This is a genomic window from Xenorhabdus szentirmaii DSM 16338 (genome assembly GCF_002632585.1).
GTDB classification, from domain to species: Bacteria; Pseudomonadota; Gammaproteobacteria; order Enterobacterales; family Enterobacteriaceae; genus Xenorhabdus; species Xenorhabdus szentirmaii.
In genome coordinates, this window is the sequence record NZ_NIBV01000001.1 from 1,216,022 (window position 1) to 1,241,872 (window position 25,851).

Below are 25,851 nucleotides of genomic sequence, written 5' to 3' on the forward strand. Positions count from 1 at the left end.
GATTAGACATGGCACGCATTCCCGATGCAGAGTTGCAACACCTGAAAACCGCCGTCCCGTTAGTTGCCGTTATCGAGCAACAGGGGCGGCAGTTGTTTAAGCGCGGTAAGGATATGATCGTGCTGTGTCCGTTCCATGAGGAGAAAACGCCCTCAATGGTGATCACACCGTCAAAAAATCTCTATCACTGCTTTGGTTGCGATGCCGGCGGCTCGGTGCTCGACTGGGTGATGAAAACCGAAGGGTTGAGCCTGCGCCATGCCGTGGAACGGTTGCGTGCCGTGCTGGGTGTCAATCCCTCGGTCGAGCCACTGGTTGCCCCGACGGAGCTGGCCGGGGAGGCGGTCGGGCAGCCCGCGCTGTTGTCCCGGGTGGTTGAGTTTTATCACCATACCTTACTCAATGCGCCGGAAGCGCAAGCCTATCTGGCCAAGCGACGGCTCAATCATCCTGAGTTAGTGGCGCAGTTCAAGCTGGGCTTTGCCAACCGCACGCTAGGGTATCGCCTGCCGGCGAAAAAGTTAAAAGCCGGGGCAGAGATCCGCCATCGGTTGCAGTCTATCGGGGTACTGCGGGAAAACGGCCATGAACACCTGCGTGGTTCACTGGTTGTCCCGGTTATCGATAATCAAGGGCAGGTACACGAGCTGTACGGGCGCAAAATCAGTGATGATCTCAGCCGGGGTGCGGCAAAACACCTCTATTTACCGGGTAAACATGCCGGGGTCTGGAATGCCGCCGCACTGAGCGCATCAAAATCGTTGATCCTGTGTGAATCGCTGATTGATGCGATGTCGTTCTGGGTCGCGGGGCATCGCAATGTCACCGCCGCCTATGGCGTGAACGGGGTGACAGATGACCACTGGCAGGCGTTTGAACAGCATGGCATTAAGCAAATCCTGATTGCCTTCGACAATGACCATGCGGGCAATGAGGCAGCGGTGAAACTGGCGGCGGCGCTGCTGGGCAAAGGCATCACCCCGTTGCGTGTGGTGTTCCCGCCGGAGATGGATGCAAACGGCTATCTGTGTCAGCTGGCTGAGCCGGAAACCGCCTTCGCGTTGTTGATTGACGGGGCGGTGCCAATGCAGGATGTTGCGGGTATGGAAATGGTTGAGCATCAAACGGTTGAATCATCCACGGTGCCAGAAATAGCTTCTTCTTTAGCTGCTGACCCCGCGCCCAGTGTGGCCCCGGGCGTGGTCTGTGAATCCGGTGATAATGGCGAGCTGCTGGTCTCCGTGGGGACATTACGTTGGTGCCTGCGGGGGCTGGGTTCAGTTAAAGCCGGTGCGGCCATGATGAAACTCAATGCGCAGGTGCTGGATACGAAAAGCGGGGTGCTGTTCGCCGACGGGGTTGACCTGATGAGCGCCCGCAGTCGCAACAGCTACGCGAGGCTGGCTGCGACCGAACTCGGGTTGGGGGAAGCCGACCTGCGCCGAGTGCTGGGGCAGGTGTTACTGGCGGTTGAGCAGTGGCAACAACAGGCAGCCACGGGCATTGAGCATAAAGCACCAGAAATGAGCCTGAGCGAACGGGAAGCGGCACTGGTGTTGCTGCAAGACCCGTATTTAACGGCGCGTATTACGGCTGACCTGGCCGCTTGCGGGATTGTCGGTGAATCAACCAACCTGTTGGCGGGCTATCTGGCGGCGGTGAGCCGCAAACTGCCCAAACCGTTAGCCGTCCTGATACAAAGCAGCAGCGCGGCGGGCAAATCGTCGCTGATGGACGCCGTGCTGAACCTCATCCCCGAAGAGGAACGCATCCAGTACAGCGCCATGACCGGGCAAAGCCTGTTCTATCTGGGCGAAACCAACCTGCAACATAAGATACTGGCTATCGCCGAAGAAGAAGGGGTGCGGCAGGCGGCCTATGCGTTGAAGCTGTTGCAGAGTGACGGCGAGTTAACCATGGCGAGCACCGGCAAGGATGAAACCACGGGGACACTGGTCACCAAAAGCTACACCGTGAAAGGCCCGGTGATGCTGATGCTGACCACGACCGCCATTGATGTTGATGAAGAGTTATTGAATCGCTGTCTGGTGCTGACGGTGAATGAATCCCGTGAACAAACCGAAGCCATCCATGCGTTGCAGCGGCATAAGCAGACCCTTGAAGGGTTGCTGGCCGAGAACGAGCGTGACTATCTGACGCAGTTGCACCAGAACGCCCAGCGTTTATTGCGTCCGTTGAATGTGGTCAATCCCTATGCCAGCCAGCTGACTTTTATGTCCGACAAAACCCGCCCCCGCCGTGACCACATGAAATACCTGACGCTTATCCAGAGCATCGCCCTGCTGCACCAGTACCAGCGGGAAGTGAAGGCGGCCGAACATCGTGGCAAACGGCTGGAATATATAGAAGTCACCAAGGACGATATCACACTGGCGAACCGGCTCGCCCATGAAATCTTAGGCCGGACGCTCGACGAGATGCCGCCACAGACGCGCAAGTTACTGATGCTGATACAGTCGTGGGTCAGGGACAGCGGCCAGCCCCGCCATGAGATGATTTTTACCCGCAAACAGCTGCGGGATACGGTGCAATGGGGCGATACGCAACTGAAAGTGCACCTGTCGCGGCTGGTTGAAATGGAATACCTGTTGCTGCACCGCCGGGGGCTGACGTTCGCTTATGAGCTGCTGTTCGACGGTGAAGACAACGCGGTGGCGCACCTGTGCGGTCTGATAGCTCCCTGACAAGGACAGTATGATGCTCTCCGGTCGGGGTAAGGTAATCAGCGGTCGCCTGTCGGTCGGCCTCCCATCGGCAGGCTGTCGGGTCAGCCGAATCCCAGCTAAGGCAGGTATAGCAAGGCTTCAGGGTGAAGCGGTCGGCCTGAGATAAAAATCACTGTTCCGGCAATATAAACAAAGCCAATCATAACATACTGCCGGATAGCCCCACGACAATAAGGACAATCCGAATGACTGACACACACAATAATCCCCCCAATCCCGCGCTGCCCACCTTACGCCAGCAACTGGAAGCTTACCTCGATACGCAGGCCGCGCAGGGAAAAAGCCCGCGCACACTGGACAGCTACCGGGAACGGCTGTTGCCGTTCGTGGACTGGTGCGAACAGCGCAGCGTGGGTTATGCCGCCCAGGTGACGCTGGTCCTGCTGGAAAGCTGGCAACGTTACCTGCGGGCGTACCGCAAGGCCGACGGCCAGACTTACACGATGAATGGGCAGCGTGAACGCCTGAGCACCCTGCGGTTATGGTTCCGCTGGCTGCTGCAACGCCATCGTATCCTTTACAATCCGGTCGAGCAGCTGGTGTTGCCGAAGGAAGAGAAGCGACTGCCTGCCCAGATACTGAGTGAACGGGAAACGGTGCAGGTGCTGGACAGTCTGGCGGACGGGAGTGTGCTGGGGCTGCGTAACCGGGTGATGCTGGAAGTGCTCTGGAGCAGTGGTATCCGGCGCATGGAACTGCGCCAGCTTAAGCTCGGGGATATTGACGTTGAACGGGGTGCCGTGGTTATCCGGCAGGGCAAAGGCAATAAAGACCGGATGGTCCCTATCGGTGAGCGGGCGCTGGGCTGGCTGGCGCGCTATCTGACGTCGGTGCGTCCCGAACTGGCGGCGCAGCATGACAGCGGCTACCTGTTTATCTCGTAAAAAGGCCGGCCACTGAGTCTGGGGCATCTGACCCAGATAGCCGGCCAAACCATCCGGCAGCAGGCCAGACTTAACAAACCGGGGGCGTGTCACCTGTTCCGGCACTCGATGGCGACGCAGATGTTGGATAACGGGGCGGATATCCGTCATATCCAGGCGATGCTGGGGCATGAGAAGCTGGACACCACGCAACTCTACACGCGGGTTGCCATAGGCCAGCTTAAGAAAGTGCATCAGCAGACGCATCCGGCCGAACGGGCCGGCGATGGACACCCGGACAGGCTGCCGCCAGACGCTGACACCGAACCGCCGGCGAATCAGGCAGGGCACGGTGTGGCGGCCAGTGCCGCATCGAACTGCCAACCCCGACAGGGCGGACAACCCGGGCGTCCCCGTTGAGCTGGGCAGGGGGCGGCGCGAGGGCAGACCGTGACCGGACTGCCCGTCAGTCCCGGCGCCGGCGGGGGTAAATAGGCAATGGCCGGCCGGGGCCACAGTGTCCCCGTTCAGTCTGGCGTGGCCGCCCAAAGCCTATTCAACATAATGTGGGGGAATTATGCGAAATTCGCCGTTCAGCTACGCAGTTCACCTGAATACCGTGCAGCGGCTCACATCGCATAATACACATTATGTCAGGCCCCCGCTCATCAGCGCCGCAGGGCGTGGCGCACAAGGCTGCGCCTTCTGCTGTCAGCCGCTGAGCCCGTCCTCGGCCAACACCGCGCTGAATCTGAACACCGGGCTCGCGTTCGGCCAATCCGACTTCGACTTTAACCGCCTTGCAGCGTCCGGCCAATCCCCCTGAAGGCGGGTCGGCCTGCGGCCTCCGGTTTTACCTCCCCCGCCCCGACCCCGCTGCACTGGCTGCGCGCGGCTCGCACTGCGTTGCTCGTTCCCGTGCTCGCCATCTCCGCCCCGTGCAGCCCCCTGAGGGGGCTTCCCTTGAACAAAACACGTTGTCATGCAAACACGGAGTTGTCTCTGAAACTTCGGCGATCCCGAGCGTCGCAGGGGCGCCGATTGCAGGCTCTATGCCGCCCGCACCCGCAGAACGGCCGCCCGCCGTCCGGTAAACCGGACGACGTTCGCCCGTTGCCGATGAAAACAATCAGAAAGTGCACGTCGGGGTCAAAAAAGTGATCGAGGTAAAATGGGCCTTCTCTGCTATCCTGAAAGCCTTGCCCTGCACGGATTGCCGTCGCCCTGCGAGTATGATGGCGTCGGAGATGATGCCCCTTCTGTGGGCAGTATGCGGATGCGGAATCGGGGCTGTACTACAATCGGCACCGCTATTACTCGCCGGAGACCGCACAGTATATCTCAGCAGACCCGATAGGGCTGCTGGGGGTGAAGATTGTGATAAGACTTTGAAAGCCTTTCTCAAAAAGATACCTAAAGACAACCTACCTAAATCATATCAGCTTGAAGCAATGGAAAAAGCAATAAAGGATATTTTAATGGTAACGGGATTCTTCGTATTAAACATAATACAAAAGATCAGCAAACTGTTTTTCAAGGTCATGGAGAGGCTGCCCAATCAAAGATGGAAGGGAGCGTTGGAATGGCAGGTAGTTCCAGATGATAACGATATGAGAATATTAACGAAAGATTTAGGTAATGATAAAAAAATGATTGGCTTCACTCATGAGCATTACAAACGAATTTTTGATATAGTAATTAAAGAATTAGATTAATATGATAAAAAGGTCCTGAAAATGAGCAGTAAATATAAAATATTCAACACTTCTGAAGAATTAGTGCTTTCATTTAATAAACTGGTTGAATTTTATGATTATAATGGACCAGAAGGAGCTTATTCTTTTGTATTTTGTGGTGTAGATATAAAATACCTTGACTTATGCAAAAATGAATCTTATTCACTTCAATGTGAGGATTTTGAAGGTAGACTGGATTTTGATTTTAGAATCAATAAGTTTAATGCATGTGAAAACAATTTTTTTCTAAATCTAAATATTTCATCTGGAATGTATGAGGTGGGTGCATTATCTATTTTGGAATTTCAAAAGGAGGATGAAAAAAGAATTTGGTTAGATATGAAAGGAAGTTTGAAAAGAAAATATATATCAGCATGTTATATAAAAAATGGATTCACAAGAGAGATTAAAAATGAAAAAATAATTATCGAAGGTAAATGCATCCAAGATTATTATTCATTTTATTGTGAATTAGGATATGCTCTCTTTGGAGATTATGGATATATAGGTAATAACCTTAATGCGGTACGTGATTTACTAAATGATTTGGTTGAAGAAAATAAAAATATTATTTGGAACGATAGCGAATTATCATTTAAATCTATTGATAATAGCGTCCCAGAAGGATATTGTCAATCTTCATCTGAAGATATACTATCGTTATTAGAAGATTATTTCAATATAGAATTAAAGTGAATCTATAATTTTTAATGTAAAAAATCTCCTTAGGGCTTACTGGTGCTATTAATTTATTAACTTAAATAAACCCGGAATGAACCATATGGCCTTCCAGCTATATTTTTGAGGACTGTTCAATCATTGCTCTTAGCGGGCATCATATTAACCTATAAGGATAATTCAATGGGTGGAATTTGTTGGGATTTATCTGGATTCAATGTTTTTATGAAAAGTCAACATACTAAAATATATGATTTGGAAGAAGACTTTTGTTCACTATATGGCAGCAGTAATTTCAGTGAATTAGATTCATTGGATTGGTTTTTGTTTAATAAAAACAACAATAAACTATCTTTTTTATTGCTTAGTGTCCCATCGTCATTTTTTAATAACGATCCAGAATTTAACTTATTTAACCCTGAAGAGCTGAATGAGATTTACTTGGTTGATTCAATGGGTTATTTTATCGATAAAATTACAATGTAAGAGAAATATTTTTTTTCGATAAAAATAAATCAATTAATAGTATCATCTGATTTATCATCTGCTTTTTATAAAGTAAAAATCTCTGATGATATTTATTTTATATTAGATAAAAATTGTAATTATATCGGTTTTTTATTATTCAATGCGATTGAAAATATAGTTGGTTACTCTAGCTCGACTAATAGCCATTTTTTCAACGGATTTTTACTAAGCATGCTGGATCTATGTACTGATGAAGCATATGACGCAATGGATAATCAAGATGAAAAACACTTATTAATGCTAAACAAATTGGAGAAAAATTGTCTTAGTGAACAACATTACGATGCTAGAATTTTAGAAATCTTAATTTTTATAAATAATGCAAAATTTACTTTTTATGATATTAATGCAGATGAAATAATTGATTAGAAATAAATAGAATTATCTGGCTAATTCATCTTGACGGGCAATTAATTACTGTTTTTATCCCGTCTTGTAATCTCCAATTAATTCCTGCATTCTCAGCTTAATTTCACTGATTTATACCTGTTAGCGCTGGTATTGCATCTTGGGGTTGTTCGCCTCGCCACTGTTGGGGATCAATACCAGACAGCCACTAAGAAAATAAATGGAAAGTACTTTGTCTATATCTTTTTTATTGATGAGTCAAAAATGGCTGTTTATGAAGATTATGGCAATGAAGAAATGACAGAGTTTTGTTCCCTGGAGGAAGCGGTTGATTATTTAATTTTAAAAGGTGCAGATATGCAGAAAATGAAGGGTATGAAAGGAATTACATTATTTCCATTTCTTGACCCTAATTAAATGATTTTGTGATAAGTCATATGAAGGATAAGTCTTTATGCCTGCTTTTCCGGTAAGAAATTGATAGACAGAAAAAAACACCAATCTGTATAAATTAACAGTATTTTTGGTGGTAACCTTAGATTTTACTTATTTAATTTTTCTAAAAATTATCATTAAATCACGTTAGCAATCATTTTCTTCATTTATTATTTGTTAACCATATTTTTCTATTTGAAATAAAAAAAACCGTGATTACAATTACTATACTTTTTCACATTCTAGAGCATCCTGATAGATTGCTCTTGATGTCTGAAAAGCCGAACAGAGGTTTTGTAATCCGCACTTAAGATAGCAATTGCATGAACAGTCGCTGATAAGTGATGTGGAAATAGGTCCACAATTCAAGATCTATATCCTATGTATTTCAAGATGCGTTGCGGCGGCAAGGGAATGACAAATTCATCGGGAGCGAATTTGAGTAGCCAAAGGTCGAGAGGCAGGAGCCTCTCATAATCTCCGGGAGCATAGATAACCGTATGCTTATAAAAACGGTGACCGGGGTGAATGAACGTAGCCAACAAAGAGGCAACTTGAAAGACGACGGGTATATTCTCATGGCATATTATCGATTATCGAGCTGCTCTGGCTGCTGTTGGGAAACAGTCTGCCTGTGGTTGGCTGTTTTCTCAATAATCATGATAGGAGGGGCTGTGTATATCCGACATCGCAAAACATGATCTTAATGTGTTGATTGTAAATATTAAAATGCCAAAACCGTTTTCTCATGTCAGATTTGATTATGAAGGGGGGGAATGATGTTTTTTCATATCGTCAACAAAAATAACATGATTATTTTAGTGTTAATATTGGGTGTTGCCATTCTGTTTTTTTTCTTTGACAACAGTCGGATAGGAATTATTGATTACGCCGATAAGCATTGCCAGAAGAATATAACCTGTTTTATTGATATGAATAAAGTCGCTCCTTTTGATTGGGACAAGATGTACATTATCAATAAGAACATGGGGCGCCAGGATATCGAGGATATTACCGGTGCGAAATTTAATGATAAAGACAGTCTTTTTTATAAAATTATTTTTGTCAGGAATAAAAAAGTGGTTTATTCCGATGAGTACCACTCTTCGGATGAGTCTTATAAGAAAAAATTTATTATGCCTGATTTTTACTATGCCAATGAAAATGAAGAAGGTTATTTTAGTCACTATGCGATTTCTAAAAATAATTCTATTCTCTCGGTTAAAATAGAAAATGAACCGCTGGTCAGTGATAAGGTGTATTACAAGATTTCCCCTTCTAATGATTTACAGGTCAGGCACAAAAATCTGTAAATTTATCTCGTTTCTTTGATTGGAATAAGTCAAAAAACGGGCGATTATTCAGGTGTTCTTTTTTTAGTTGGTTGTTTGGGTACGGTAAAGCGACGTTGACGATTTGTCTTCTTATTTTTTTTCTTTTTCTTTGGGGGGAGCAGAAGCGGCCATGTCATGTTTTACCGTCTCTGTATTATTGATTTGGGTTTGCCAATGTTTTTCCGGATAGCATAGGATCTTTATGGTTTTTAATGTTCGTGTTAGCCCGGCCACCATGTGGTTATCTTTATCTGCTTTCGCATATTCAAGTTGTTTTTCCAGTGTTTTTCTCTTGATTTCACATCCTGAATTATCTTGGTTGGCATAGGCAACACTCATACTGAAAACGGTCAAAACAGACAACAGCACAGTTTTCGACATCATGAACTATTCCTAAGGTTATTAGGGCGCTTATTCAAGATTTTATACGCTGATCTTAGTTTTATCCTGAAAATCCAACTGGGCTTATGGAGGAATAGGGGCTTTAGTAGACCTTTTATCTTTTTTGATCAGAATGAGGCTATAATGCCCCTTCAGTTGTCTGGTAGGGCATCAGGCAAGTTATCATTATTCTGCTCTCGGGGTTAAATCGAATGTTAAGTTATCGTCACAGCTTCCATGCCGGCAACCATGCTGATGTATTGAAGCACACGGTGCAAAGCCTGATCATTGAAGCATTTAAGACTAAGGAAAAGCCTTTCCTGTATTTGGATACTCATTCTGGTTCAGGTCGTTATCAATTGAGTGGTGAACATGCAGAGCGTACGGGAGAGTATCTGGAAGGCATTAGTCGCATTTGGCTGCGTGATGATATTCCCGAAGAATTGGCAGCGTATATGAAGGTTGTGAAGGCGCTGAACCAAAATGGCGTTCTGCGCTATTATCCGGGATCTCCATTGGTAGCCCGCCATTTATTGCGGGAACAGGATGAACTTAACCTGAGTGAGTTGCACTCCAGTGATTTTCCGCTACTGCGTACTGAATTTTCCCGTGACAGACGTGCTCGTGTTCTGCGGGAAGATGGTTTCCAGCAATTGAAATCAAAACTGCCGCCAAAATTTCGCCGTGGGTTTGTGTTGATCGACCCATCTTATGAGCTGAAATCAGACTATCAGAATGTCGTTCGGGGAATTGAGGATGGTGTTAAACGCTTCGCAACAGGTACGTATGCGTTGTGGTATCCCGTTGTGTTGCGCCAGAAAATCAAACGGCTGGTAAAAGATCTGGAAGCAACCGGTATTCGAAAAATTTTGCAGATTGAGCTTGGTGTTCGTCCTGACAGTGATCAGCGTGGTATGACTGCATCGGGCATGATAGTCATTAATCCGCCATGGAAGTTGGAGCAGCAGATGAAGTCTGTGCTGCCGTGGTTGCATCAGGTACTGGTTCCTGAAGGGACTGGGCATACCCTGGTGGAATGGATTGTGCCTGAATAAGGTAAGCATTCAGCGTGGCGCGTTACCGTTTAATAGCCGTGGCCTATGGCAATGAGAGCTGGAATTGTCCACTGCATGTGGTAACTTTTTGTAATAATAAACGTCAGGTTGAACTGTAGCCAGTAATTTAATTGATGAGACGGAAGTGACCTAAGATGAGTAAACATTACGATTATATTGCAATTGGTGGCGGCAGTGGTGGCATTGCTTCCATTAACCGAGCGGCTATGCATGGACAGAAATGCGCCTTGATTGAAGCAAAAACGTTGGGCGGCACTTGTGTCAATGTGGGCTGTGTACCGAAAAAAGTGATGTGGCATGCTGCACAGATTGCGGAATCTATTCATCAATATGGTCCCGACTATGGTTTTGATACAACGGTCAATTGTTTTGACTGGAAAAAGCTGATTGCCAGCCGCACGGCTTATATTGACCGTATCCATCAATCCTATGAGCGTGTATTAGGCAATAATAAAGTCGATGTCATTCAGGGATTTGCCCGTTTTATTGATGCCAGGACCATTGAAGTGAATGGCGAAAAAATAACGGCGGACCATATTTTGATCGCAACGGGCGGTCGTCCTGTGCATCCTGAGATCCCCGGCGCGGAATATGGTATTGATTCAGATGGTTTCTTTGAACTGGATGAGATGCCAAAACGTGTTGCTGTCGTTGGTGCGGGCTATATCGCGGTTGAACTTGCAGGTGTTTTGAATGCGCTGGGCAGTGAGACTCACCTGTTTGTCCGTAAACATGCACCGTTACGTAACTTTGATCCATTGATCGTAGATACGTTGTTGGAAGTCATCAACACGGAAGGGCCGACATTACATACGGACGCAATATTAAAGTCCGTGATTAAGAATAGTGATGGCAGTCTGACCATTCAGTTGCAAGATGGCAGAGAGCAGACGGTGGATTCGTTGATTTGGGCAATTGGGCGTGAGCCGATGACCGATAATCTTAATCTGGCCGCAACAGGTGTTGAGCTGAACGAGAAAGGTTATATTCAGGTTGATAAGTATCAGAATACCAGTGTTAATGGCATTTACGCTGTCGGTGATAATACGGGCGCCGTGGAGCTGACGCCAGTCGCTGTTGCGGCAGGGCGTCGTTTGTCAGAACGCCTGTTTAATAACAAGCCTGAAGAGCATTTGGATTATTCCAATGTGCCAACGGTGGTGTTCAGTCACCCGCCGATTGGGACTGTGGGCCTGACGGAGCCACAGGCAAAAGCACAATATGGTGATGATAAGGTCAAGGTTTATACGTCATCATTTACGGCAATGTATACCGCTGTGACACAGCATCGCCAACCATGCCGGATGAAGCTGGTTTGTGTCGGAGAGGATGAAAAAATTGTGGGTATCCACGGTATCGGTTTTGGTATGGATGAGATCCTGCAAGGTTTTGCGGTTGCGTTGAAAATGGGCGCAACGAAAAAAGATTTTGACAATACGGTGGCAATCCATCCGACAGCGGCGGAAGAGTTCGTGACTATGCGTTAGTATTATGCATCTGCACACGTTCTAAGCTCTGGAAAGCTGGCCGTAAAGGCCAGTTTTCATATTTGAGTGAATATGGTTAATGCAAAGTTTCACAGTCGATTGAGTGGTTGATTAGCGCAGCCTGAACATTGCTGAATATATCTCTTCCTGAGCGCTAAAATTGTCGAATTCTCCAATTTTAAAGTAATGATATCCAGATGAAGTCGGATAATGAAAAAAGCCAGCCCCAGGGCCAGCTTTTCAGGCAATTAAGCCAGTTTTTCGTGCAGGGAAGGCATATCGCCGCTGAAGTCCACCCACGGGTTATCACCGAGCAGATGGGAATGCGCGATATTCGCTTCGTAGCGGATTTCGAAGTTATCCGGACCGTGGGCAAATGCCACAATCAGACCTTCTTTCGCACCCATATAACCAGCGTGCATACGAATCCCCGGATAGCTCAGACGCACGGCGTCATCATGTTCACCGACAAATGCCACGGTCAGGCGAGCCAGAACGCCATCAGGCAGCAGGTACATCCAGGTAAACGGACCACCGGTGATTATGGTCATCACTTCGTCGATGCCCACTCCGGTATCGGAGGTATTCACATGCAGTCGGCCGTATTTGTTCAGAACAAATTTCTGCATTTCTTCTGACATGGCTTTCATGTCATACACTTTCGGATAATAAGACTGACCGCCTTCGGTAGTGAATTCCCCGCCGCCGTCAACAACCGGGACGCGACCCGCCAGGCGAATCTGATCCATCAACTCTGGCCGTGTCAGGTTGAAGATGGAGATCAGCTGGCGCTCTTCCCCTTCGGTAATGGCGCGATTCCGGTAAGCTTTCAGCAGCGGACGAGCTTCAGCTGGCACAGGGATGGTGCTTGCGCGGACGCCGACAGTATTCAGGACCTTATTGACACCTTCCAGATCAGTAATATCCGGGCGGCCATCACTGAACTGAATTTTTACGATATTCATGCAGGTATTCCTCAGATTTTCTTTTGTTTTAAATTGCGTGCAGACAGGCTGCGCTTTCTGAATTCAGGGTCTGGCCTAGCCGGAAACCATCACTTTTGTTTCCCCTCCGGTACTTCCGGTGTGCTGGATTAAAACCGCCCCGATAAGAATCAGTGCCGCACCGGTGAAGTGGGCGAGCGTGCCGGTCTTTGAGAAACCATAGAAGAGGCGGCAGAATGATCGTGCTGACCGCAAGCGAGACGATAGCTCCCCAGAACGGATGACCCAAGGCATTCCTACCGTACCGTTACTGGTTGTCTGAAATGGCAGCACGGCGCCGGCGAGAAATGCCATTACTGCCGGGATGAGCGACAAAACCATTGCCTTACTTAACATGTGATGCCTCTGCATACGTGGATGATTCGATGGAGGTATTCTTCACTATCATTTATATTTATTGAAATCGTTTATACGCATGCAGGATATGCACGAAATGGATGAACTGAGGAAGATTGATCTCAACCTGCTCCTGACATTACACGCGTTGCTCACGGAGAAACACGTCACCCGGGCCGCGCTCAGGCTTCACCGTAGTCAGCCGGCGGTCAGCCATGCACTGGCTCAGCTGCGGGATCATTTTGACGATCCCCTGCTGATACGTAAGAGTGGAAAAATGATGCTGTCTGCCAGAGCGCACACGCTTCTTCCCCCACTTGAAGCCTCGCTTTACGGGCTGAATAACTTGGTTGGTTCGCCGGTGTTTGACCCGTCTGACGCAAAACGGCGCTTCCGGATCGCCATGTCAGACTATGCAGCCCGGATTGTGCTGCCCTCTTTGCTTGTTTATCTGAGGGAACACGCCCCAGGGTTTGATCTGGCAATCAGTCAGGCCAGCAGGGAAATGATGCTGGAGCAGTTGGAAAATGGCGAAGTGGATCTGGCGCTGGGAATTTTCCCCGGCGCAGCGGGCAAAATTCAGAAGGAAACGCTTTTCCCGGAAGAGTTTATCTGCCTTGCTGATAGACGTTTTCTGCCTGAGAACGGAAAGTTGTCTTTTGATGAATGGCTGGCAAAACCACATGTAATGCTGGGAATGTTGCCGGATGCGGTCGATGAAATTGAAAAAGCCCTGATTGCCAGGGGACTGAAACGACATATCTGCGTGGCACTTCCTCATTGGAGCGCAGCGGTGAGCCTGCTTCCCGGTACAGACCTAGTGCTGACCGTTGCCAGCCGTTCAGTGACGCCTGAGCGCTACCATGAAGCGCTTTGCCGGTTCGAGCCACCATTGCAGCTATCAGGTTTCAATTATGAACAGGCCTGGCATATAAGGAAAAACACTGATCCAGCACATGAGTGGTTACGGAGCGCGATTATGATGAGCTGTGAGTCTTTCAGGTAAAATAGCATAGCATCTTAACCCCGCGATAGTGCTGAGGAATCCCCGTAAATTAGCAAAACAATACGGGGCAGCATTCTCACTTCGGGATTTGCCCGCCCTTAAGATCTCAATAACAGTGATGGGTAATGTTCTCCCGGCTGTCATTGAAGATCTTTTTCTGTGGCTCTTTTCACTGAGTCGGACGCTGTACATATCGGCGATGAAATCATCACCAGTGCCGACCCAATGGAATTGATAACTTTCTGGAAACTAAGGCCGTTACAGTCCCGGTGCTTTCCACAATGACGTCGTTAGCCCATCATCCACCAGATGCAATTGATCAGCATATACCGCCTGCCAATCTTTCTTCGCTTTTTGGTAAATCTCACGGTGGCTTAAATTCGGTTGATATACCCGTTCCCAGCGAACTAATTTTTCGCCCGTCGCAGGCAGGGAGTCATATAACCCAACCCCCACACCCGCTGCGATTGCGCAACCCAGCGCGGTTGCTTCTTTCACTACGGGAACCCTGACTTCTAGCCCGGTCACGTCAGCCAATATTTGGCTCCAGAGCTTACCTTTTGAGCCGCCCCCCGCGAAAACCAAGGAGTCCAGTTTGACCCCAGAGAAGGTTGAAACCATATCGAGGTTACAGGCCGAAACGATGGCCGCATTCTCTTCCAGCGCCCGGAATAGCGTTGTTTTGTTGCATTTTTCCGGATCAATGGAAAGATTGAGGAAGGAAGGTGCTGCGTGATACCACGATTTAAAGCGCATCACGTCGGAGAAAATCGGCATGACGCCGTGTGCTCCTGCGGGAACGCGTGCAGCCATGTCTTCCAGCAGGCTGTAGGCATCAACACCCAGACGTTCTGCCAGTAGTTTTTCTTCTGCACAGAAAGCATCGCGGAACCAACGCATGGTCAGGCCGGTAAAAAAGCTGATGGATTCAGCTTGGGCCATGCCGGGGATGACATGGGGATTAATGCGGATATTCATGTTCGGATCAGTCATCGGTTCAGGCAAATTAACGACTTGCTGCCAGAATGTTCCTCCGAGTACTGCCGTTTGGGCGGGTTTTACCACTCCGATGCCAAGGCAGCCAAGTTGGACATCCCCCCCTCCCATAATCACCGGTGTGCCGCTGCTCAGGCCACTTTCCGCTGCCGCTTTTTCCGTAATACAACCGAGCAATGTGCCCGTCTCTTTGACCGGCGAGAGGATATTGGAACGCAGCCCGGCCATTTCCAGCAGGCTTGGCCGCCAGTTGCGGCTGACTAAGTCCAGCATGCCTGTTGTGCCTGCGTTAGAGGGGTCAACCGCCAATTCACCGCTGAGCATATAGGCCAGCCAATCACTGATCATCGTCAGTGTACTGGCCTGCCGGTAGATATCAGGGCGATGATGTGCCAGCCAAAGCAGGCGGGGCATGGCCCCCAGTGCCAGTGTCTGGCCAGAGTAGCGATAGACATCATATTCAAAGGTATTGTTGTAAAGCTCTTTGAGTTCGCTCACTTCATGGCTGGAGCGGGCATCAACGTTAGCACATGCCCAGATGGGATCACCATTGCGGTTATACAGAACGATGCCTTCCCGCATGGAACAGGCGGCAACGCCCTGAATCGCACTGGCGGGCAATTCTGCTTTTTGCAGCGCCTGTTTGATACATTGGCACGCCAGTTGCCAGTTGTTTTTCAGATCAAACTCCATTGAACCTGCAACATTCGGCACAGCGTGATGAAGCCATTCAGCCTGCCCGACTGCAACCTGGTTCCCTTCGAGATCAAATATAACTGCACGGATACTGCCTGTTCCTGCATCAAGCGCCATCAGATACTGCTTTGATGGGTGAGCATGGGCCTGTTGATTCATGATGCTATCCTTATCTGTCGTTATTTTTTCTTTGATATGGCACAGGGGATGGAGAAAAATTGTGAGCCGATTAAACCAGCATGGCTCTGGCCGTCTGCTCTTCTGTCACCAGTGAATTGATATAACCTCCTTTTAGTGCAGCAACGATGGCATCGGCTTTTTCGATGCCTCCTGCTACGCCAATGACATTCGGAATGGTTTTTATCTCAGGCAGAGAAATGCCGATCAGTTCATGGTGGATATCAATACCGCTGATAAGCTCGCCTTCTGGATTGAAGAAATAACCCAGAATATCGCCGACCGCCCCTTGGCGACCAAACATCAATTGCTCTCCATTGCTGATATAACCGGAGCGCATGATGGTAGCCTGTTGTTTCTGATTGATGGCGCCAATGCCGACAATTGCGATATCCGCAGCACGGGCCGCCAGAATCACGTCTTGGACGCTGCGCTCTTCCCGGAAGATTGCTGCGACTTGGTGGCTGGAGGCGCGCAGGGGGGCGGGGATGATATTAATGGGGCATCCGGCATCAAGCTGGCAGATGCCTGTCATATAAGGCCCGACTCCGCCAGAGAGCGTCACCAGACGAATTTTTTGGGATGAAATAAAACCGCTCAGGTATTGCAAAGTGCACATGGGGGTTTCACCAAATCCAATCGCCAGAAGTTGATCAAATTTAATCAGCGTCATTAATAGATGGGCTGCGCCGATACCGAGGCGAACATTCTGGTTTATGCTATCAAGGGCGGGCAAGACGCGAACCTGTTTGAGGTGAAAACGTTCTCGTAAGGTGTCTTCCAGTTCAAGGCATCCTTTATAGCGTGAATTGATTTGAACGCGGATGACACCGGACTGCCGGCCTTTCTCCAATAGTCGGGAGACTTTGAGCCGGCTTAAGCCGAGCAATTCACCGATGTCGCCCTGAGTCAGACCATCGTGATAGTAAAACCAGGCAATGCGGGCCATTAGTTCTTCTTCACTCATGCTATTTCCCGGATAGTTGTGAGCGGAACAGTCAATTTTTCGGGCAAATGTTCTCAGACAAAAGTTCTCGGACAAATGCGCCTATCTCTGGTGTTGATCGTTCATGGCTGATCTGATCGACATAACAATTTTTATCCACTGTCAGAGGATAAGCATCAAAACGGCAGATGTGCTAGAGAAAGCTCACAAAAATTTGAACATGTTTTTACATGGTTGCTTATATTTTCACAAATTGTGATCAAAACATTAAAAAACACTGATGTTTTGAATTAGAGTTTTGAGCAAATGTTTTTTGTATAAATAAATGTTCACGTTTGGCATCGGTATCAGAAACACAAGCTTCTGGGTTGGTGTTGGAACAGGCATGGCATGATTGTCATGCAGGGGCGGGTGGCGTTCACCAAAGACAATATTCACCAATATGATTTTTGACCAAGGTAATTTCTGATTCGTAGGGCTGATGTGTGGCCTGATTCTGACACCTTTCTGGAGGGAGAAATGGCAGATTTAGATGATATCAAAGATGGTAAAGATTTTGGCATTGATACACCGCAAAAGAATACGTTATTTTCTCTGAAAGGCTGTGGTGCACTGGATTGGGGAATGCAATCCCGCTTGTCCCGGATTTTTAATCCCGCCACCAATAAAACGGTCATGCTGGCGTTTGACCACGGTTATTTTCAGGGGCCAACAACGGGATTAGAGCGTATTGATATTAATATTGCCCCGCTGTTTGAACATACTGATGTGCTGATGTGTACCCGCGGTATTTTGCGCAGTCAGGTTCCCCCTGCAACCAATAAGCCTGTCGTCCTGCGTGCCTCCGGTGCCAACTCAATTCTGACTGAACTTTCTAATGAAGCTGTCGCGGTAGCGATGGAAGATGCCCTCCGGCTCAATGTTTGTGCGGTTGCGGCGCAGGTTTACATTGGTTCAGAGCATGAGCATCAATCCATCAAGAACATTATTAAGCTGGTGGATCAGGGGATGCGTTATGGCATGCCGACAATGGCAGTGACAGGTGTTGGTAAAGATATGGCCCGTGATCAACGTTATTTCTCGCTGGCAACGCGCATTGCAGCGGAAATGGGGGCAAACATTATCAAAACTTACTATGTCGATTCGGGTTTTGAGCGGATTGCGGCGGGTTGCCCTGTACCGATTGTGATCGCGGGCGGCAAAAAGCTGCCGGAGCTGGAAGCGCTTGAAATGTGCTATCAGGCGATTGATCAGGGGGCATCAGGGGTCGATATGGGGCGCAATATCTTCCAGTCCGAATCTCCGGTTGCGATGCTAAAAGCAGTACAGGCTGTGGTACATCAAAATGAGAAGCCTTCTCAGGCCTATGAATTGTTCCGGACGGAAAAGGCTCTAAGAGGAGAATAACATGCATGTTACGCTAGTTGAAATTAATGTCATGGCTGACAAGATTGACGAATTTATTGAAGTATTCAGGGATAATCACCTCGGTTCGGTTCAGGAACCGGGAAATTTGAGATTCGATGTGTTGCGTGATGACATTATTCCGACCCGTTTCTATATCTATGAAGCATATATTGATGAAGCCGCCGTTGCGGCACATAAGAAAACACCGCACTACCTGCGTTGTGTCGAAAAATTAGAAATGCTGATGACAGGCCCACGGAAAAAAACGACTTTTATTGGTTTAATGCCGGAAGGGAAATAGTCGCCGTTGTTTGAAATGCGAATAAACGCCCTTGATATTGCTGTCAGGGCGTTTGTGTTCTGGCAACGTCATTTTAAAGAATGGTGATTGTGTCGGTGGAGGGGTTGCGTTAAAACCGCGTGTTGTTTTAAATCTTCAATCGCCGTGGCGATTGCCTGCAAGCAGCGCTGGATATCCTCTTCTGTTGTTGCCCAAGAGTTGACACTGAACCTGATGGCCTCTTTCCCTTGCCAGATTGTTTGACCAAACCAGCATTCCCCTGATTGCTGAACGGCTTTCAGCATAGCGCGCTGCAAGTCGGTATCCGGCAAACAAGCAACAACCTGATTGATGACAACCTCATTCAGGATGTCAAAGCCGAGTGATTTTAACCCATCTGCCAGCATTTCTGCGTATAAACAGCAACGCTCAATCAATGCCTCGATGCCCTGCGAACCCAGTTCTGAAATGGCCGCCCATACCGGAATGGATCTGGCTCTGCGGGAAAGCTCGGGTAGCATGTCTTTTGTTTGCCATTCATCTTGGGTTTCAAGATAAGACGATGACGATCGCATGACTTCTTTCAGGGATTGTTTATGGCGGACGATGCACATACCGCAGTCGTATGGCGTATTCAGCCACTTATGGGCATCTACAGACCAGGAATCAGCGCCTTCAACACCTTTGACTAAATGGGCTTTTTCTGTGGATGCCCTGGCCCAAAGCCCAAAAGCGCCATCCACATGAACCCAACTGCCTGCTTTTTTGGCTTGCGGAATGAGTGTACTGAAATTATCTGAATGACCAGAGTTAATATTTCCCGCTTGTAAAATCAGGATCATATTGTCTGACAATTCAGGAATGGCACTTTCAATAATCCGCCCTTGATGATCGCATGGCACAGATATGAATTGTGAGCGGCCAAATCCAAGTAATTTCAAAGCCTTAAAAACAGAAATGTGAATCTCGCTGGATAAGACAACTTTTAATTCCGGGGCATTTTGTAAACCGTACTCTGTGACATCATAACCTTGTTTTTTATATAGGTATTGCCGTGCAGCAGCCAGAGCGCTGACATGGGCCATTGTTGTCCCTGTCACAAAGCCAATGAAGGCTTCCGGTGGTAACTTTAAAAGTTCCAAAATCCAACGTCCTGCCGTTTTTTCCAGTTGATCGGAGATGGGGGAAGATAATTCTGTCACAGCAACTTGATCCCAAGCACTGCTCACGATATTTGCCCCCAAAGAGGCCGGCGTTGATCCTCCTATCACTAAACCAAAATAGCGCCCTCCGGTAGTGGCGACAGTTGCAGGTGAACCGTATGTATGGAGCCGTTCAAGTACTTGCTGGCAATCGGTTCCGTGTCTGGGTAACGGCCCGTCAAGATTTTTCATTGCTGATAAGGCTTCACTATCGGGAAATACCCGTTGGTTTCTTACTTCACTGACATAGCTGTATGCAATCTCAGCGGCAGTTTTAACGGCGGATAGAGAAGCTTCACGAATAGAATTTTTCATGCTGTTTATTCCAATGATATTTTTTTAATTTTTAAAGTTGTTATTTTTCATATTTCCTGCCTGTTCAGGCAACAGAAATTGAGTGTTACTTTTGTCCTTAAATAAGAGAATGTGATTTTTATTGTCTGAGTTATTAAAAACATAACCTTAATTTACTATGTAATTTAACGTTACATTCGTTTTGTATTTTTTGCATTGTAATCTAAATTATCGTTAGATTAATTGTTGGTAGTATTGTAATGGGTGTGATTTTTTTGGATGCTTTCATTAAGCATGAGGTTTTCAGTGGCGCTGTATAAGGTTTTATTTCAGTGTTCTCTAACGCGGTGACTTTAGCGCTTTTGAAATAATATTGGGTAATATAAATTTAATTATATGTGTAATTTTTTCATTATATGCTTCAGGTGTTAAATAATGCCCTTGATATGATTGTCAGGGCATTTTATTTTTTTTGGATAAATGCCGTTAATTAATTAACGCCTATCCTTAATAAAAGAGATAACTTTTTAAATTATCTGTTTTTTAACTTCATTAATGGCAGAAGCTATTGCCAGCAGGCTGCGCTGAATGTCAGCTTCAGTGGTTGCCCAAGAGCTGACGCTCAGGCGAATCGCTTCCTGACCCTGCCATGTTGTTTGACCAAACCAGCATTCCCCCGATTGCTGAACGGCTTTCAGCATTGCGCGCTGCAAGTCAAGATCAGGCAAACAAGCCACAACTTGATTCAGAACAACATCATTGAGGATATTGAAACCCAGAGACTCCAATCCTTCTGCCAGCATTCGGGCGTATAAGCAACAACGTTCAATTAAATCTTCAATGCCTTGGACCCCGAGTTCCGAAATTGCTGCCCAAACCTCAACCGCTCTGGCCCGGCGGGAGAATTCCGGCAACATATCTTTTGCCTGCCATTTATCCTGAGTCTCTACATAAGCGGCTGAAGTGGTCATCACTTCTCTCAGTGATTGCGGATGGCGAACGATGCACATACCACAGTCATATGGTGTATTCAGCCATTTGTGGGCATCCACAGACCAGGAATCCGCGGCTTCAGCCCCTTCGACCAGTGCAGATTTTTCCTTTGAGGCCCGTGCCCAAAGACCGAAAGCACCATCGATATGTACCCAACTTCCTGCTTTTTTGGCTTTGGGAATGAGACTGCTGAAATTATCTGAGCTGCCAGAGTTAACATTACCCGCCTGTAACACCAGGATGGTGTTATCTGAAAGTTCCGGAACAGCACTTTCAATAATCCGCCCCTGCCTATCGCATGGCACAAAGGTGAATTGTGAACGCCCGAAACCGAGTAATTTTAACGCTTTCAACACGGTAATATGGGCCTCTTCAGGCAAAACAACGTGCAATTCCGGTGCAGAGTGCAACCCTTTTTCGGCAATATCATAACCTTGTTTTTGGTACAGGTAATTTCGTGCAGCAGACAAGGCGCTGACATGGGCCATCGTTGTCCCCGTCACAAAGCCGACAAACGCATCTGACGGCAACTTCAGAAGCTCCAACACCCAGCGCCCTGCAATTTTTTCCAATTGATGGGCGACCGGTGAAGATGACTCCATCAATGCAGTCTGATCCCAAGCGCTGGTGATGATGTTAGCTCCCAGCGAGGTGGGGGTTGAACCACCGACAACCAGGCCAAAATATCGCCCTCCTGTTGTGGCGACTGTTGCGGGTGAGCCGTATGTGTGGAGTTGTTTGAGTATTTGCTGGCTGTCATTTCCGTGTTGGGGAAGCGGTTTGTCGAAATGTTTTAAATCCGATAATGCATTGGCATCAGGAAATACCCGCTGGTTTCTGATGTTGCTGACATAGTCATATGCGATTTCGCTGGCAACTTTAACTGCGGACAGTGAAATATCACGGAGGGGATCTTTCATTGTGAGGTCCTCATCATTGTTGTTTTATTTTTTATGCCATCCATAGATGGCTTTTTTGGCTTCTTGGTTGTAGCGCTGGCAAGCATGATTTGTATCATAGAATTCAATCCGTTGGATTGAACAACCTTTAAAATAGGGTTTTTCCTTTTGTGGCGGGTTAATTGCCATTGTCGGGGAGGTGACATTTGGAATATTTGTTTGGGAAAGGCACATGGAGAGTGCTTAAATTAATCCGCCTGATATCAGAGAATAATTTTTTATGTTGCCATTATTGCCATTATTATTGCCGACATCCCACCGCGTTATCATGATGAATATCCTGCTATATTGTTTTTTGTTGGTATACCCTTCGTCTTTTAAGTTGCCTCTTTGTTGGCTGCGTTCATTCACCCCAGTCACCGTTTTTATAAATAGACGGTTATCTATGCTCCCGGGGATTAATGAGAGGCTCCTGCCTCTCGACCTTTGGCCAGCCTTTGGCTGAGCAAATTCGTTCCCGACGAATTTGTCACTCTCTTGCCGCCGCGATGCAACTTGAAATCCATTGGGTATATAACCACTCAGCGATAAAAATGGCGATTTGCCCGGGTTGATTAATATCAAGTTGAAGATGGGAGGTTGATAACGTGATATCGCTGGCAATGGCAATCACATAGGGATCGAGAATATCATCTACGGCCTGCCCCAACCCATTCCGATACAAGGCGATTTTGGGGATCGGCTCTTGTTTGAACCCCTCAACCAGTATCAGATCCAATGACTCTTTATCGAATTGGCTGGCGAGATATTGCAGATCCAGTTCCGGCAATTCAGGTGTTTCGGTCATCAGCGCCCAGCGTTTCTGGCTGGCAACCAACGTTTGGGCTGCCCCTGCTTTGCGCAGCTCATAACTGTCTTTGCCCGGCGTATCAACATCTATATTGTGGTGTGTATGTTTGATTAGACCAATGCGGATATTATGCTGCTGGCGCAATAAGGGAATGAGCTGTTTCAATAGCGTCGTTTTCCCTGTTCCGCTATGAGCGGTGATACCCAGTATGGGCAAGGGGATGTCGTTAGTGTGGTAATTCATGCTGATTCCTGAAAATTGTCCCAGTGTTGGTATTCCCAGTGATGGCATTCTTCTGGTGTATTTAAATTGGTGAAGGCTTTGGGATCAGGAAAATAGACGGCTTTTGCTTTAATCATCTGCATAAAAAACATGAGTTTTCTTTCGCCCAGTGCGAGATAGCTCTCCAGCCGGGGGATCAGGCTACGGTGCATCAGGGTTAATGTCGGATGGGCGCGTTCGCAGTCATGGGCATAAACCGCCCAGGCATGCTGTTTGTACTGCCACAGCTTTGCCACGAGATCGTCAGGGAAATCAGGTACATCGCAGGGAACGAATATGACCCATTCGTTGATGGCTTTTTTGAGAACCGACAGCATGCCGGCCAGCGGCCCGGAAAAGTCGGTAATGATATCGGGTATAATGGGATAACCACTTTGCTGATAAACTTCCAGATTGCGATTAGCGTTGATTAACAATTCATGAACCTGTGGTTGCAATTTGGCAGCGATATGTTGGTACAAAGGGGAGCCATCAAAATGTATCAATCCTTTGTCATTTCCCCTCATCCGAGTGGATAGGCCGCCTGCCAGAATTGCGCCACTGATTTTTGTATGCGTCATGTCAAATCACCTGATATTGGGCAAGGAAATTTTATTGAATATCATACCCTTCCTCTTTCAACTGGCAGCTTTGCCGGCTGTGCGCTGAGGTTTATTGGGTACATAACCATTGGAAATCAATATACAACGATGCAGATTTGAAGAATGAGTATAACCTTTGCACGGATTGACAGACTAACTCTTTCTCAATGTCGTTAACCTTGCTAACGTGTCAGGGCCATTTATTCAATGACCGTAAAAAATCAATGCACCGTAAAAATTCAATGCGCCGTGAAACCTTTCTGTAGGGCGGGAAGATGTCAAAAGGAATATAAAATGAAGTGTCAGCGTCTGAATGAAGTCATCGAACTTTTACATCCGGTATGGGAGAATGAGCCGGATTTAAATTTACTGGAACTCCTGCAAAAGCTGGCTGATGAAGCGGGCTTCAAAGGGGCGTTGTCTGAATTAACGGATGATATCCTGATCTATCACCTGAAAATGCGCGGTTCGGACAGTCATGAAGAAATCCCCGGTCTGAAAAAAGATTTTGAAGAAGATTTTAAAACCGCATTGCTGCGTGCCCGGGGTATTATTAAAGATTGATAGAGAGAGAATGAAGTTGTGACAGAACCGAAGGCGTTTAATTTCCAGAATATTACACCTGATTTAATCATGGATGCATTGGTGCAGTCCGGGCTGTATATTGATTCTGGTCTGACTGAACTGAACAGTTACGAAAATCGTGTTTATCAGTTCATGGATGAAGATCGTAAGCGTTATGTCGTGAAATTCTATCGTCCCTTGCGCTGGAGCCAGCAGCAGATCCAAGAAGAACACGATTTTGCGCACGAATTGAAGCAGGCCGATTTGCCGGTTGCGGCGCCACTGATGTTTGACGGGCAAACAGTACTCAATCATGGCGGGTTCTTTTTCGCTATTTTCCCAAGCATTGGGGGACGCCAGTACGAATCTGACAATTTTGATCAGTTGGAAAATGTCGGGCAGTTGCTGGGCAAAATGCATCAGATTGGCCGCAAAAAAACATTCTCTGACCGTCCGACGCTTAGTTTGGATGAATATTTATATCAGCCCTATCAGTGTCTGGCAGAATGTGAGCTCATTCCCGCTAAGCATAAAGCCGCTTTTCTGGCTGTGCTGGAGGAATTGAACAAGGCAGTGGCAGAACAATGGAATGGGCATAATGGGCATAATAGTTGGCAAGCTCTGAGGCTTCATGGTGATTGCCATGCTGGTAATATTTTGTGGCGTGATGAAGCCTGGTTTGTTGATCTCGATGACGCCCGAAATGGCCCTGCTGTGCAGGATTTGTGGATGTTATTGAATGGCTCGCGGCAAGAACGCCTGATTCAATTGGATATCTTGCTGGAGTCCTATAATCAGTTTATGGATTTTGATCCAAAAACTTTGGCTTTGATTGAACCACTGCGTGCGATGCGAATGGTCTATTATTTGGCCTGGGTCGCCCGTCGCTGGCAAGATCCTGCTTTTCCGAAAGTATTTCCATGGATGGCCGACAGTGATTTTTGGTTTAAGCAAATAGGCCTTTTTTCTGAACAGATTCGGCTGTTACAGGAACCTCCTTTACAACTCAGTCCGATGTATTAACTTTCTTGGAGACCATGATGAAAAAATTTTGGCTGGCTTTGGTAGGCGCGTTGATGGCATTTAATGTGTCTGCTGCGGGTTTTTCTGAAGGGAAACAGTATATTGAATTAAAAAAACCGGTTGCGGGCCAACCACAGGTTTTAGAGTTTTTCTCTTTTTATTGCCCGCATTGTTATCAGTTTGAAAATATTTATCACGTGCCTGCTACCATTGAGAAAAACCTGCCGAAAGGTGTGGATAGTGAACGTTATCATGTTGATTTTTTAGGGCCTTTAGGCAAAGAATTGACTGATGCCTGGGCGGTTGCCATCGTGATGAAGATTGAAGATAAAGTCACTCCTATCTTGTTTGAGGGCATTCAGAAAAGCCGTACTATCAGCAGCAAGGATGATATTCGCAAAGCGTTTATCAAAGCCGGTGTTTCTGGAGAGGATTATGATGCAGCATTGAACAGCTTTATTGTTCAATCGATTGCAGCTAAAGAGCGTCAGGCTGCTCAAAATTTGGAATTACGTGGTGTTCCGGCGGTTTTTGTTAATGGAAAATATCTGATTAACAATAGTGGAATTGATGCGAATTCTGCGCTGGAATATGGTAAGAAATTCTCTGACGTGGTGAATTATCTGGTCAATAAAAAATAAGCCGGATAATGATGCAGGGCGCCGTGGCTGTCATCATGTTCATGACAGCCACGGAAATAAG

25 protein-coding genes and 1 pseudogene are annotated in these 25,851 nt (G+C 47.2%); 17 read left to right on the forward strand and 9 right to left on the reverse strand.

Annotated features, from left to right (window positions below; translation table 11 throughout):
• Positions 1-8: 8 nt before the first annotated feature.
• From Xsze_RS05615 to Xsze_RS05655, 9 genes and pseudogenes are all read left to right on the forward strand, one after another.
• Positions 9-2,705, forward strand: a complete 2,697-nt coding sequence (locus Xsze_RS05615) for a CHC2 zinc finger domain-containing protein (RefSeq protein WP_099139107.1) — start codon at positions 9-11, stop codon at positions 2,703-2,705.
• A gap of 227 nt (positions 2,706-2,932) precedes the next feature.
• Positions 2,933-4,030: pseudogene (gene xerC / locus Xsze_RS05620) on the forward strand (site-specific tyrosine recombinase XerC).
• Between the two features lie 157 nt (positions 4,031-4,187).
• The gene (locus tag Xsze_RS22370; RefSeq protein ID WP_038235221.1) at positions 4,188-4,436 is read left to right on the forward strand and encodes a hypothetical protein; all 249 of its coding nucleotides are present in this window, start codon (positions 4,188-4,190) and stop codon (positions 4,434-4,436) included.
• A gap of 331 nt (positions 4,437-4,767) precedes the next feature.
• Complete coding sequence (locus Xsze_RS23305) at positions 4,768-5,325, forward strand: hypothetical protein (protein ID WP_422645795.1); 558 nt, start codon at positions 4,768-4,770, stop codon at positions 5,323-5,325.
• Between the two features lie 21 nt (positions 5,326-5,346).
• Positions 5,347-6,042, forward strand: coding sequence for a barstar family protein (locus Xsze_RS05635; protein WP_038238913.1), 696 nt, complete (start codon positions 5,347-5,349; stop codon positions 6,040-6,042).
• 165 nt (positions 6,043-6,207) lie between these two features.
• A complete protein-coding gene (locus tag Xsze_RS05640; protein ID WP_051462416.1) occupies positions 6,208-6,510 on the forward strand; it encodes a hypothetical protein in 303 nt (100 codons plus the stop codon).
• Between the two features lie 213 nt (positions 6,511-6,723).
• Entirely contained in the window at positions 6,724-6,921 is a 198-nt protein-coding gene (locus tag Xsze_RS05645) for a hypothetical protein (protein ID WP_051462415.1), read from the forward strand.
• Positions 6,922-7,164: 243 nt separating this feature from the next.
• Positions 7,165-7,317: a hypothetical protein gene (locus Xsze_RS22080; protein WP_156935887.1), complete on the forward strand. Its 153-nt coding sequence runs from the start codon at positions 7,165-7,167 to the stop codon at positions 7,315-7,317.
• An 827-nt stretch (positions 7,318-8,144) separates the two neighbouring features.
• Positions 8,145-8,648 carry a hypothetical protein gene (locus Xsze_RS05655; protein ID WP_244590063.1) on the forward strand — a complete coding sequence of 168 codons (504 nt, stop codon included), beginning with the start codon at positions 8,145-8,147 and terminating at the stop codon, positions 8,646-8,648.
• Positions 8,649-8,759: 111 nt separating this feature from the next.
• On the opposite strand, the gene Xsze_RS05660 is transcribed toward Xsze_RS05655, so the two are convergent.
• Entirely contained in the window at positions 8,760-9,053 is a 294-nt protein-coding gene (locus Xsze_RS05660) for a DUF1090 family protein (protein WP_051462414.1), read from the reverse strand.
• A 209-nt stretch (positions 9,054-9,262) separates the two neighbouring features.
• Between Xsze_RS05660 and Xsze_RS05665 the strand changes: the two genes are divergently transcribed.
• Complete coding sequence (locus Xsze_RS05665; RefSeq protein ID WP_038238908.1) at positions 9,263-10,105, forward strand: 23S rRNA (adenine(2030)-N(6))-methyltransferase RlmJ; 843 nt, start codon at positions 9,263-9,265, stop codon at positions 10,103-10,105.
• Between the two features lie 155 nt (positions 10,106-10,260).
• Positions 10,261-11,613, forward strand: coding sequence for a glutathione-disulfide reductase (gene gorA, locus Xsze_RS05670; protein WP_038238906.1), 1,353 nt, complete (start codon positions 10,261-10,263; stop codon positions 11,611-11,613).
• A gap of 248 nt (positions 11,614-11,861) precedes the next feature.
• Here the strand turns inward: gorA and Xsze_RS05675 are convergent, their stop codons facing one another.
• Both Xsze_RS05675 and Xsze_RS05680 read right to left on the reverse strand, forming a co-directional pair.
• Positions 11,862-12,578, reverse strand: a complete 717-nt coding sequence (locus tag Xsze_RS05675) for a hypothetical protein (protein WP_038238903.1) — start codon at positions 12,576-12,578, stop codon at positions 11,862-11,864.
• 75 nt (positions 12,579-12,653) lie between these two features.
• Positions 12,654-12,968 (reverse strand): hypothetical protein, encoded by a 315-nt coding sequence (locus tag Xsze_RS05680; protein WP_143707573.1) that lies wholly within the window; start codon positions 12,966-12,968, stop codon positions 12,654-12,656.
• Positions 12,969-13,050: 82 nt separating this feature from the next.
• Between Xsze_RS05680 and Xsze_RS05685 the strand changes: the two genes are divergently transcribed.
• On the forward strand, positions 13,051-13,959 hold the full coding sequence (locus Xsze_RS05685; protein WP_038238901.1) for a LysR family transcriptional regulator: 909 nt from the start codon (positions 13,051-13,053) through the stop codon (positions 13,957-13,959).
• A gap of 258 nt (positions 13,960-14,217) precedes the next feature.
• Here the strand turns inward: Xsze_RS05685 and lsrK are convergent, their stop codons facing one another.
• Positions 14,218-15,810, reverse strand: a complete 1,593-nt coding sequence (gene lsrK, locus Xsze_RS05690; RefSeq protein ID WP_038238899.1) for an autoinducer-2 kinase — start codon at positions 15,808-15,810, stop codon at positions 14,218-14,220.
• 70 nt (positions 15,811-15,880) lie between these two features.
• Positions 15,881-16,852, reverse strand: coding sequence for a transcriptional regulator LsrR (gene lsrR / locus Xsze_RS05695; protein WP_280113406.1), 972 nt, complete (start codon positions 16,850-16,852; stop codon positions 15,881-15,883).
• A 441-nt stretch (positions 16,853-17,293) separates the two neighbouring features.
• On the opposite strand from lsrR, the gene lsrF reads away from it, so the two are divergent.
• Together lsrF and lsrG are read left to right on the forward strand one after the other, a co-directional pair.
• Entirely contained in the window at positions 17,294-18,181 is an 888-nt protein-coding gene (gene lsrF, locus Xsze_RS05700) for a 3-hydroxy-5-phosphonooxypentane-2,4-dione thiolase (protein WP_038238894.1), read from the forward strand.
• A 1-nt stretch (position 18,182) separates the two neighbouring features.
• On the forward strand, positions 18,183-18,482 hold the full coding sequence (gene lsrG / locus Xsze_RS05705; protein WP_038238892.1) for a (4S)-4-hydroxy-5-phosphonooxypentane-2,3-dione isomerase: 300 nt from the start codon (positions 18,183-18,185) through the stop codon (positions 18,480-18,482).
• 68 nt (positions 18,483-18,550) lie between these two features.
• Here lsrG and Xsze_RS05710 read toward each other — a convergent pair whose 3' ends face one another.
• The 4 genes from Xsze_RS05710 to mobA all read right to left on the reverse strand — a co-directional run bounded on the left by Xsze_RS05710 (position 18,551) and on the right by mobA (position 23,541).
• Positions 18,551-19,978 (reverse strand): pyridoxal phosphate-dependent decarboxylase family protein, encoded by a 1,428-nt coding sequence (locus Xsze_RS05710; protein ID WP_051462412.1) that lies wholly within the window; start codon positions 19,976-19,978, stop codon positions 18,551-18,553.
• Positions 19,979-20,484: 506 nt separating this feature from the next.
• Positions 20,485-21,870, reverse strand: coding sequence for a pyridoxal phosphate-dependent decarboxylase family protein (locus Xsze_RS05715; protein WP_038238890.1), 1,386 nt, complete (start codon positions 21,868-21,870; stop codon positions 20,485-20,487).
• 508 nt (positions 21,871-22,378) lie between these two features.
• Entirely contained in the window at positions 22,379-22,942 is a 564-nt protein-coding gene (gene mobB, locus Xsze_RS05725) for a molybdopterin-guanine dinucleotide biosynthesis protein MobB (protein ID WP_051462411.1), read from the reverse strand.
• Positions 22,939-23,541, reverse strand: a complete 603-nt coding sequence (gene mobA / locus Xsze_RS05730) for a molybdenum cofactor guanylyltransferase MobA (RefSeq protein WP_038238885.1) — start codon at positions 23,539-23,541, stop codon at positions 22,939-22,941. Before mobA ends, mobB begins: the two co-directional genes overlap by 4 nt.
• 315 nt (positions 23,542-23,856) lie before the next feature.
• Between mobA and Xsze_RS05735 the strand changes: the two genes are divergently transcribed.
• Genes Xsze_RS05735 through dsbA form a run of 3 tightly spaced genes read left to right on the forward strand, consistent with a single transcriptional unit; the run spans position 23,857 to position 25,790 of the window.
• Positions 23,857-24,126 (forward strand): YihD family protein, encoded by a 270-nt coding sequence (locus tag Xsze_RS05735; protein WP_038238882.1) that lies wholly within the window; start codon positions 23,857-23,859, stop codon positions 24,124-24,126.
• A gap of 18 nt (positions 24,127-24,144) precedes the next feature.
• On the forward strand, positions 24,145-25,149 hold the full coding sequence (locus tag Xsze_RS05740) for a serine/threonine protein kinase (protein ID WP_038238879.1): 1,005 nt from the start codon (positions 24,145-24,147) through the stop codon (positions 25,147-25,149).
• A 17-nt stretch (positions 25,150-25,166) separates the two neighbouring features.
• The gene (gene dsbA / locus Xsze_RS05745; protein ID WP_038238877.1) at positions 25,167-25,790 is read left to right on the forward strand and encodes a thiol:disulfide interchange protein DsbA; all 624 of its coding nucleotides are present in this window, start codon (positions 25,167-25,169) and stop codon (positions 25,788-25,790) included.
• Positions 25,791-25,851: the final 61 nt, after the last annotated feature.

Bases quoted from the DNA above. Each gene is read 5' to 3' on its own strand.
- Xsze_RS05735 (WP_038238882.1), top strand. From the start codon at position 23,857: ATGAAGTGTCAGCGTCTGAATGAAGTCATCGAACTTTTACATCCGGTA.
- Xsze_RS05655 (WP_244590063.1), top strand. From the start codon at position 8,145: ATGATTATTTTAGTGTTAATATTGGGTGTTGCCATTCTGTTTTTTTTC.
- Xsze_RS05665 (WP_038238908.1), top strand. From the start codon at position 9,263: ATGTTAAGTTATCGTCACAGCTTCCATGCCGGCAACCATGCTGATGTA.
- Xsze_RS05635 (WP_038238913.1), top strand. From the start codon at position 5,347: ATGAGCAGTAAATATAAAATATTCAACACTTCTGAAGAATTAGTGCTT.
- lsrF (WP_038238894.1), top strand. From the start codon at position 17,294: ATGGCAGATTTAGATGATATCAAAGATGGTAAAGATTTTGGCATTGAT.
- Xsze_RS05685 (WP_038238901.1), top strand. From the start codon at position 13,051: ATGGATGAACTGAGGAAGATTGATCTCAACCTGCTCCTGACATTACAC.
- gorA (WP_038238906.1), top strand. From the start codon at position 10,261: ATGAGTAAACATTACGATTATATTGCAATTGGTGGCGGCAGTGGTGGC.
- Xsze_RS05710 (WP_051462412.1), bottom strand. From the start codon at position 19,978: ATGAAAAATTCTATTCGTGAAGCTTCTCTATCCGCCGTTAAAACTGCC.
- dsbA (WP_038238877.1), top strand. From the start codon at position 25,167: ATGAAAAAATTTTGGCTGGCTTTGGTAGGCGCGTTGATGGCATTTAAT.
- Xsze_RS22370 (WP_038235221.1), top strand. From the start codon at position 4,188: ATGCGAAATTCGCCGTTCAGCTACGCAGTTCACCTGAATACCGTGCAG.
- Xsze_RS05715 (WP_038238890.1), bottom strand. From the start codon at position 21,870: ATGAAAGATCCCCTCCGTGATATTTCACTGTCCGCAGTTAAAGTTGCC.
- Xsze_RS22080 (WP_156935887.1), top strand. From the start codon at position 7,165: ATGGCTGTTTATGAAGATTATGGCAATGAAGAAATGACAGAGTTTTGT.
- Xsze_RS05680 (WP_143707573.1), bottom strand. From the start codon at position 12,968: ATGCAGAGGCATCACATGTTAAGTAAGGCAATGGTTTTGTCGCTCATC.
- Xsze_RS05675 (WP_038238903.1), bottom strand. From the start codon at position 12,578: ATGAATATCGTAAAAATTCAGTTCAGTGATGGCCGCCCGGATATTACT.
- mobA (WP_038238885.1), bottom strand. From the start codon at position 23,541: ATGACGCATACAAAAATCAGTGGCGCAATTCTGGCAGGCGGCCTATCC.
- Xsze_RS05660 (WP_051462414.1), bottom strand. From the start codon at position 9,053: ATGATGTCGAAAACTGTGCTGTTGTCTGTTTTGACCGTTTTCAGTATG.
- lsrG (WP_038238892.1), top strand. From the start codon at position 18,183: ATGCATGTTACGCTAGTTGAAATTAATGTCATGGCTGACAAGATTGAC.
- Xsze_RS05615 (WP_099139107.1), top strand. From the start codon at position 9: ATGGCACGCATTCCCGATGCAGAGTTGCAACACCTGAAAACCGCCGTC.
- Xsze_RS05645 (WP_051462415.1), top strand. From the start codon at position 6,724: ATGCTGGATCTATGTACTGATGAAGCATATGACGCAATGGATAATCAA.
- Xsze_RS05640 (WP_051462416.1), top strand. From the start codon at position 6,208: ATGGGTGGAATTTGTTGGGATTTATCTGGATTCAATGTTTTTATGAAA.
- mobB (WP_051462411.1), bottom strand. From the start codon at position 22,942: ATGAATTACCACACTAACGACATCCCCTTGCCCATACTGGGTATCACC.
- lsrK (WP_038238899.1), bottom strand. From the start codon at position 15,810: ATGAATCAACAGGCCCATGCTCACCCATCAAAGCAGTATCTGATGGCG.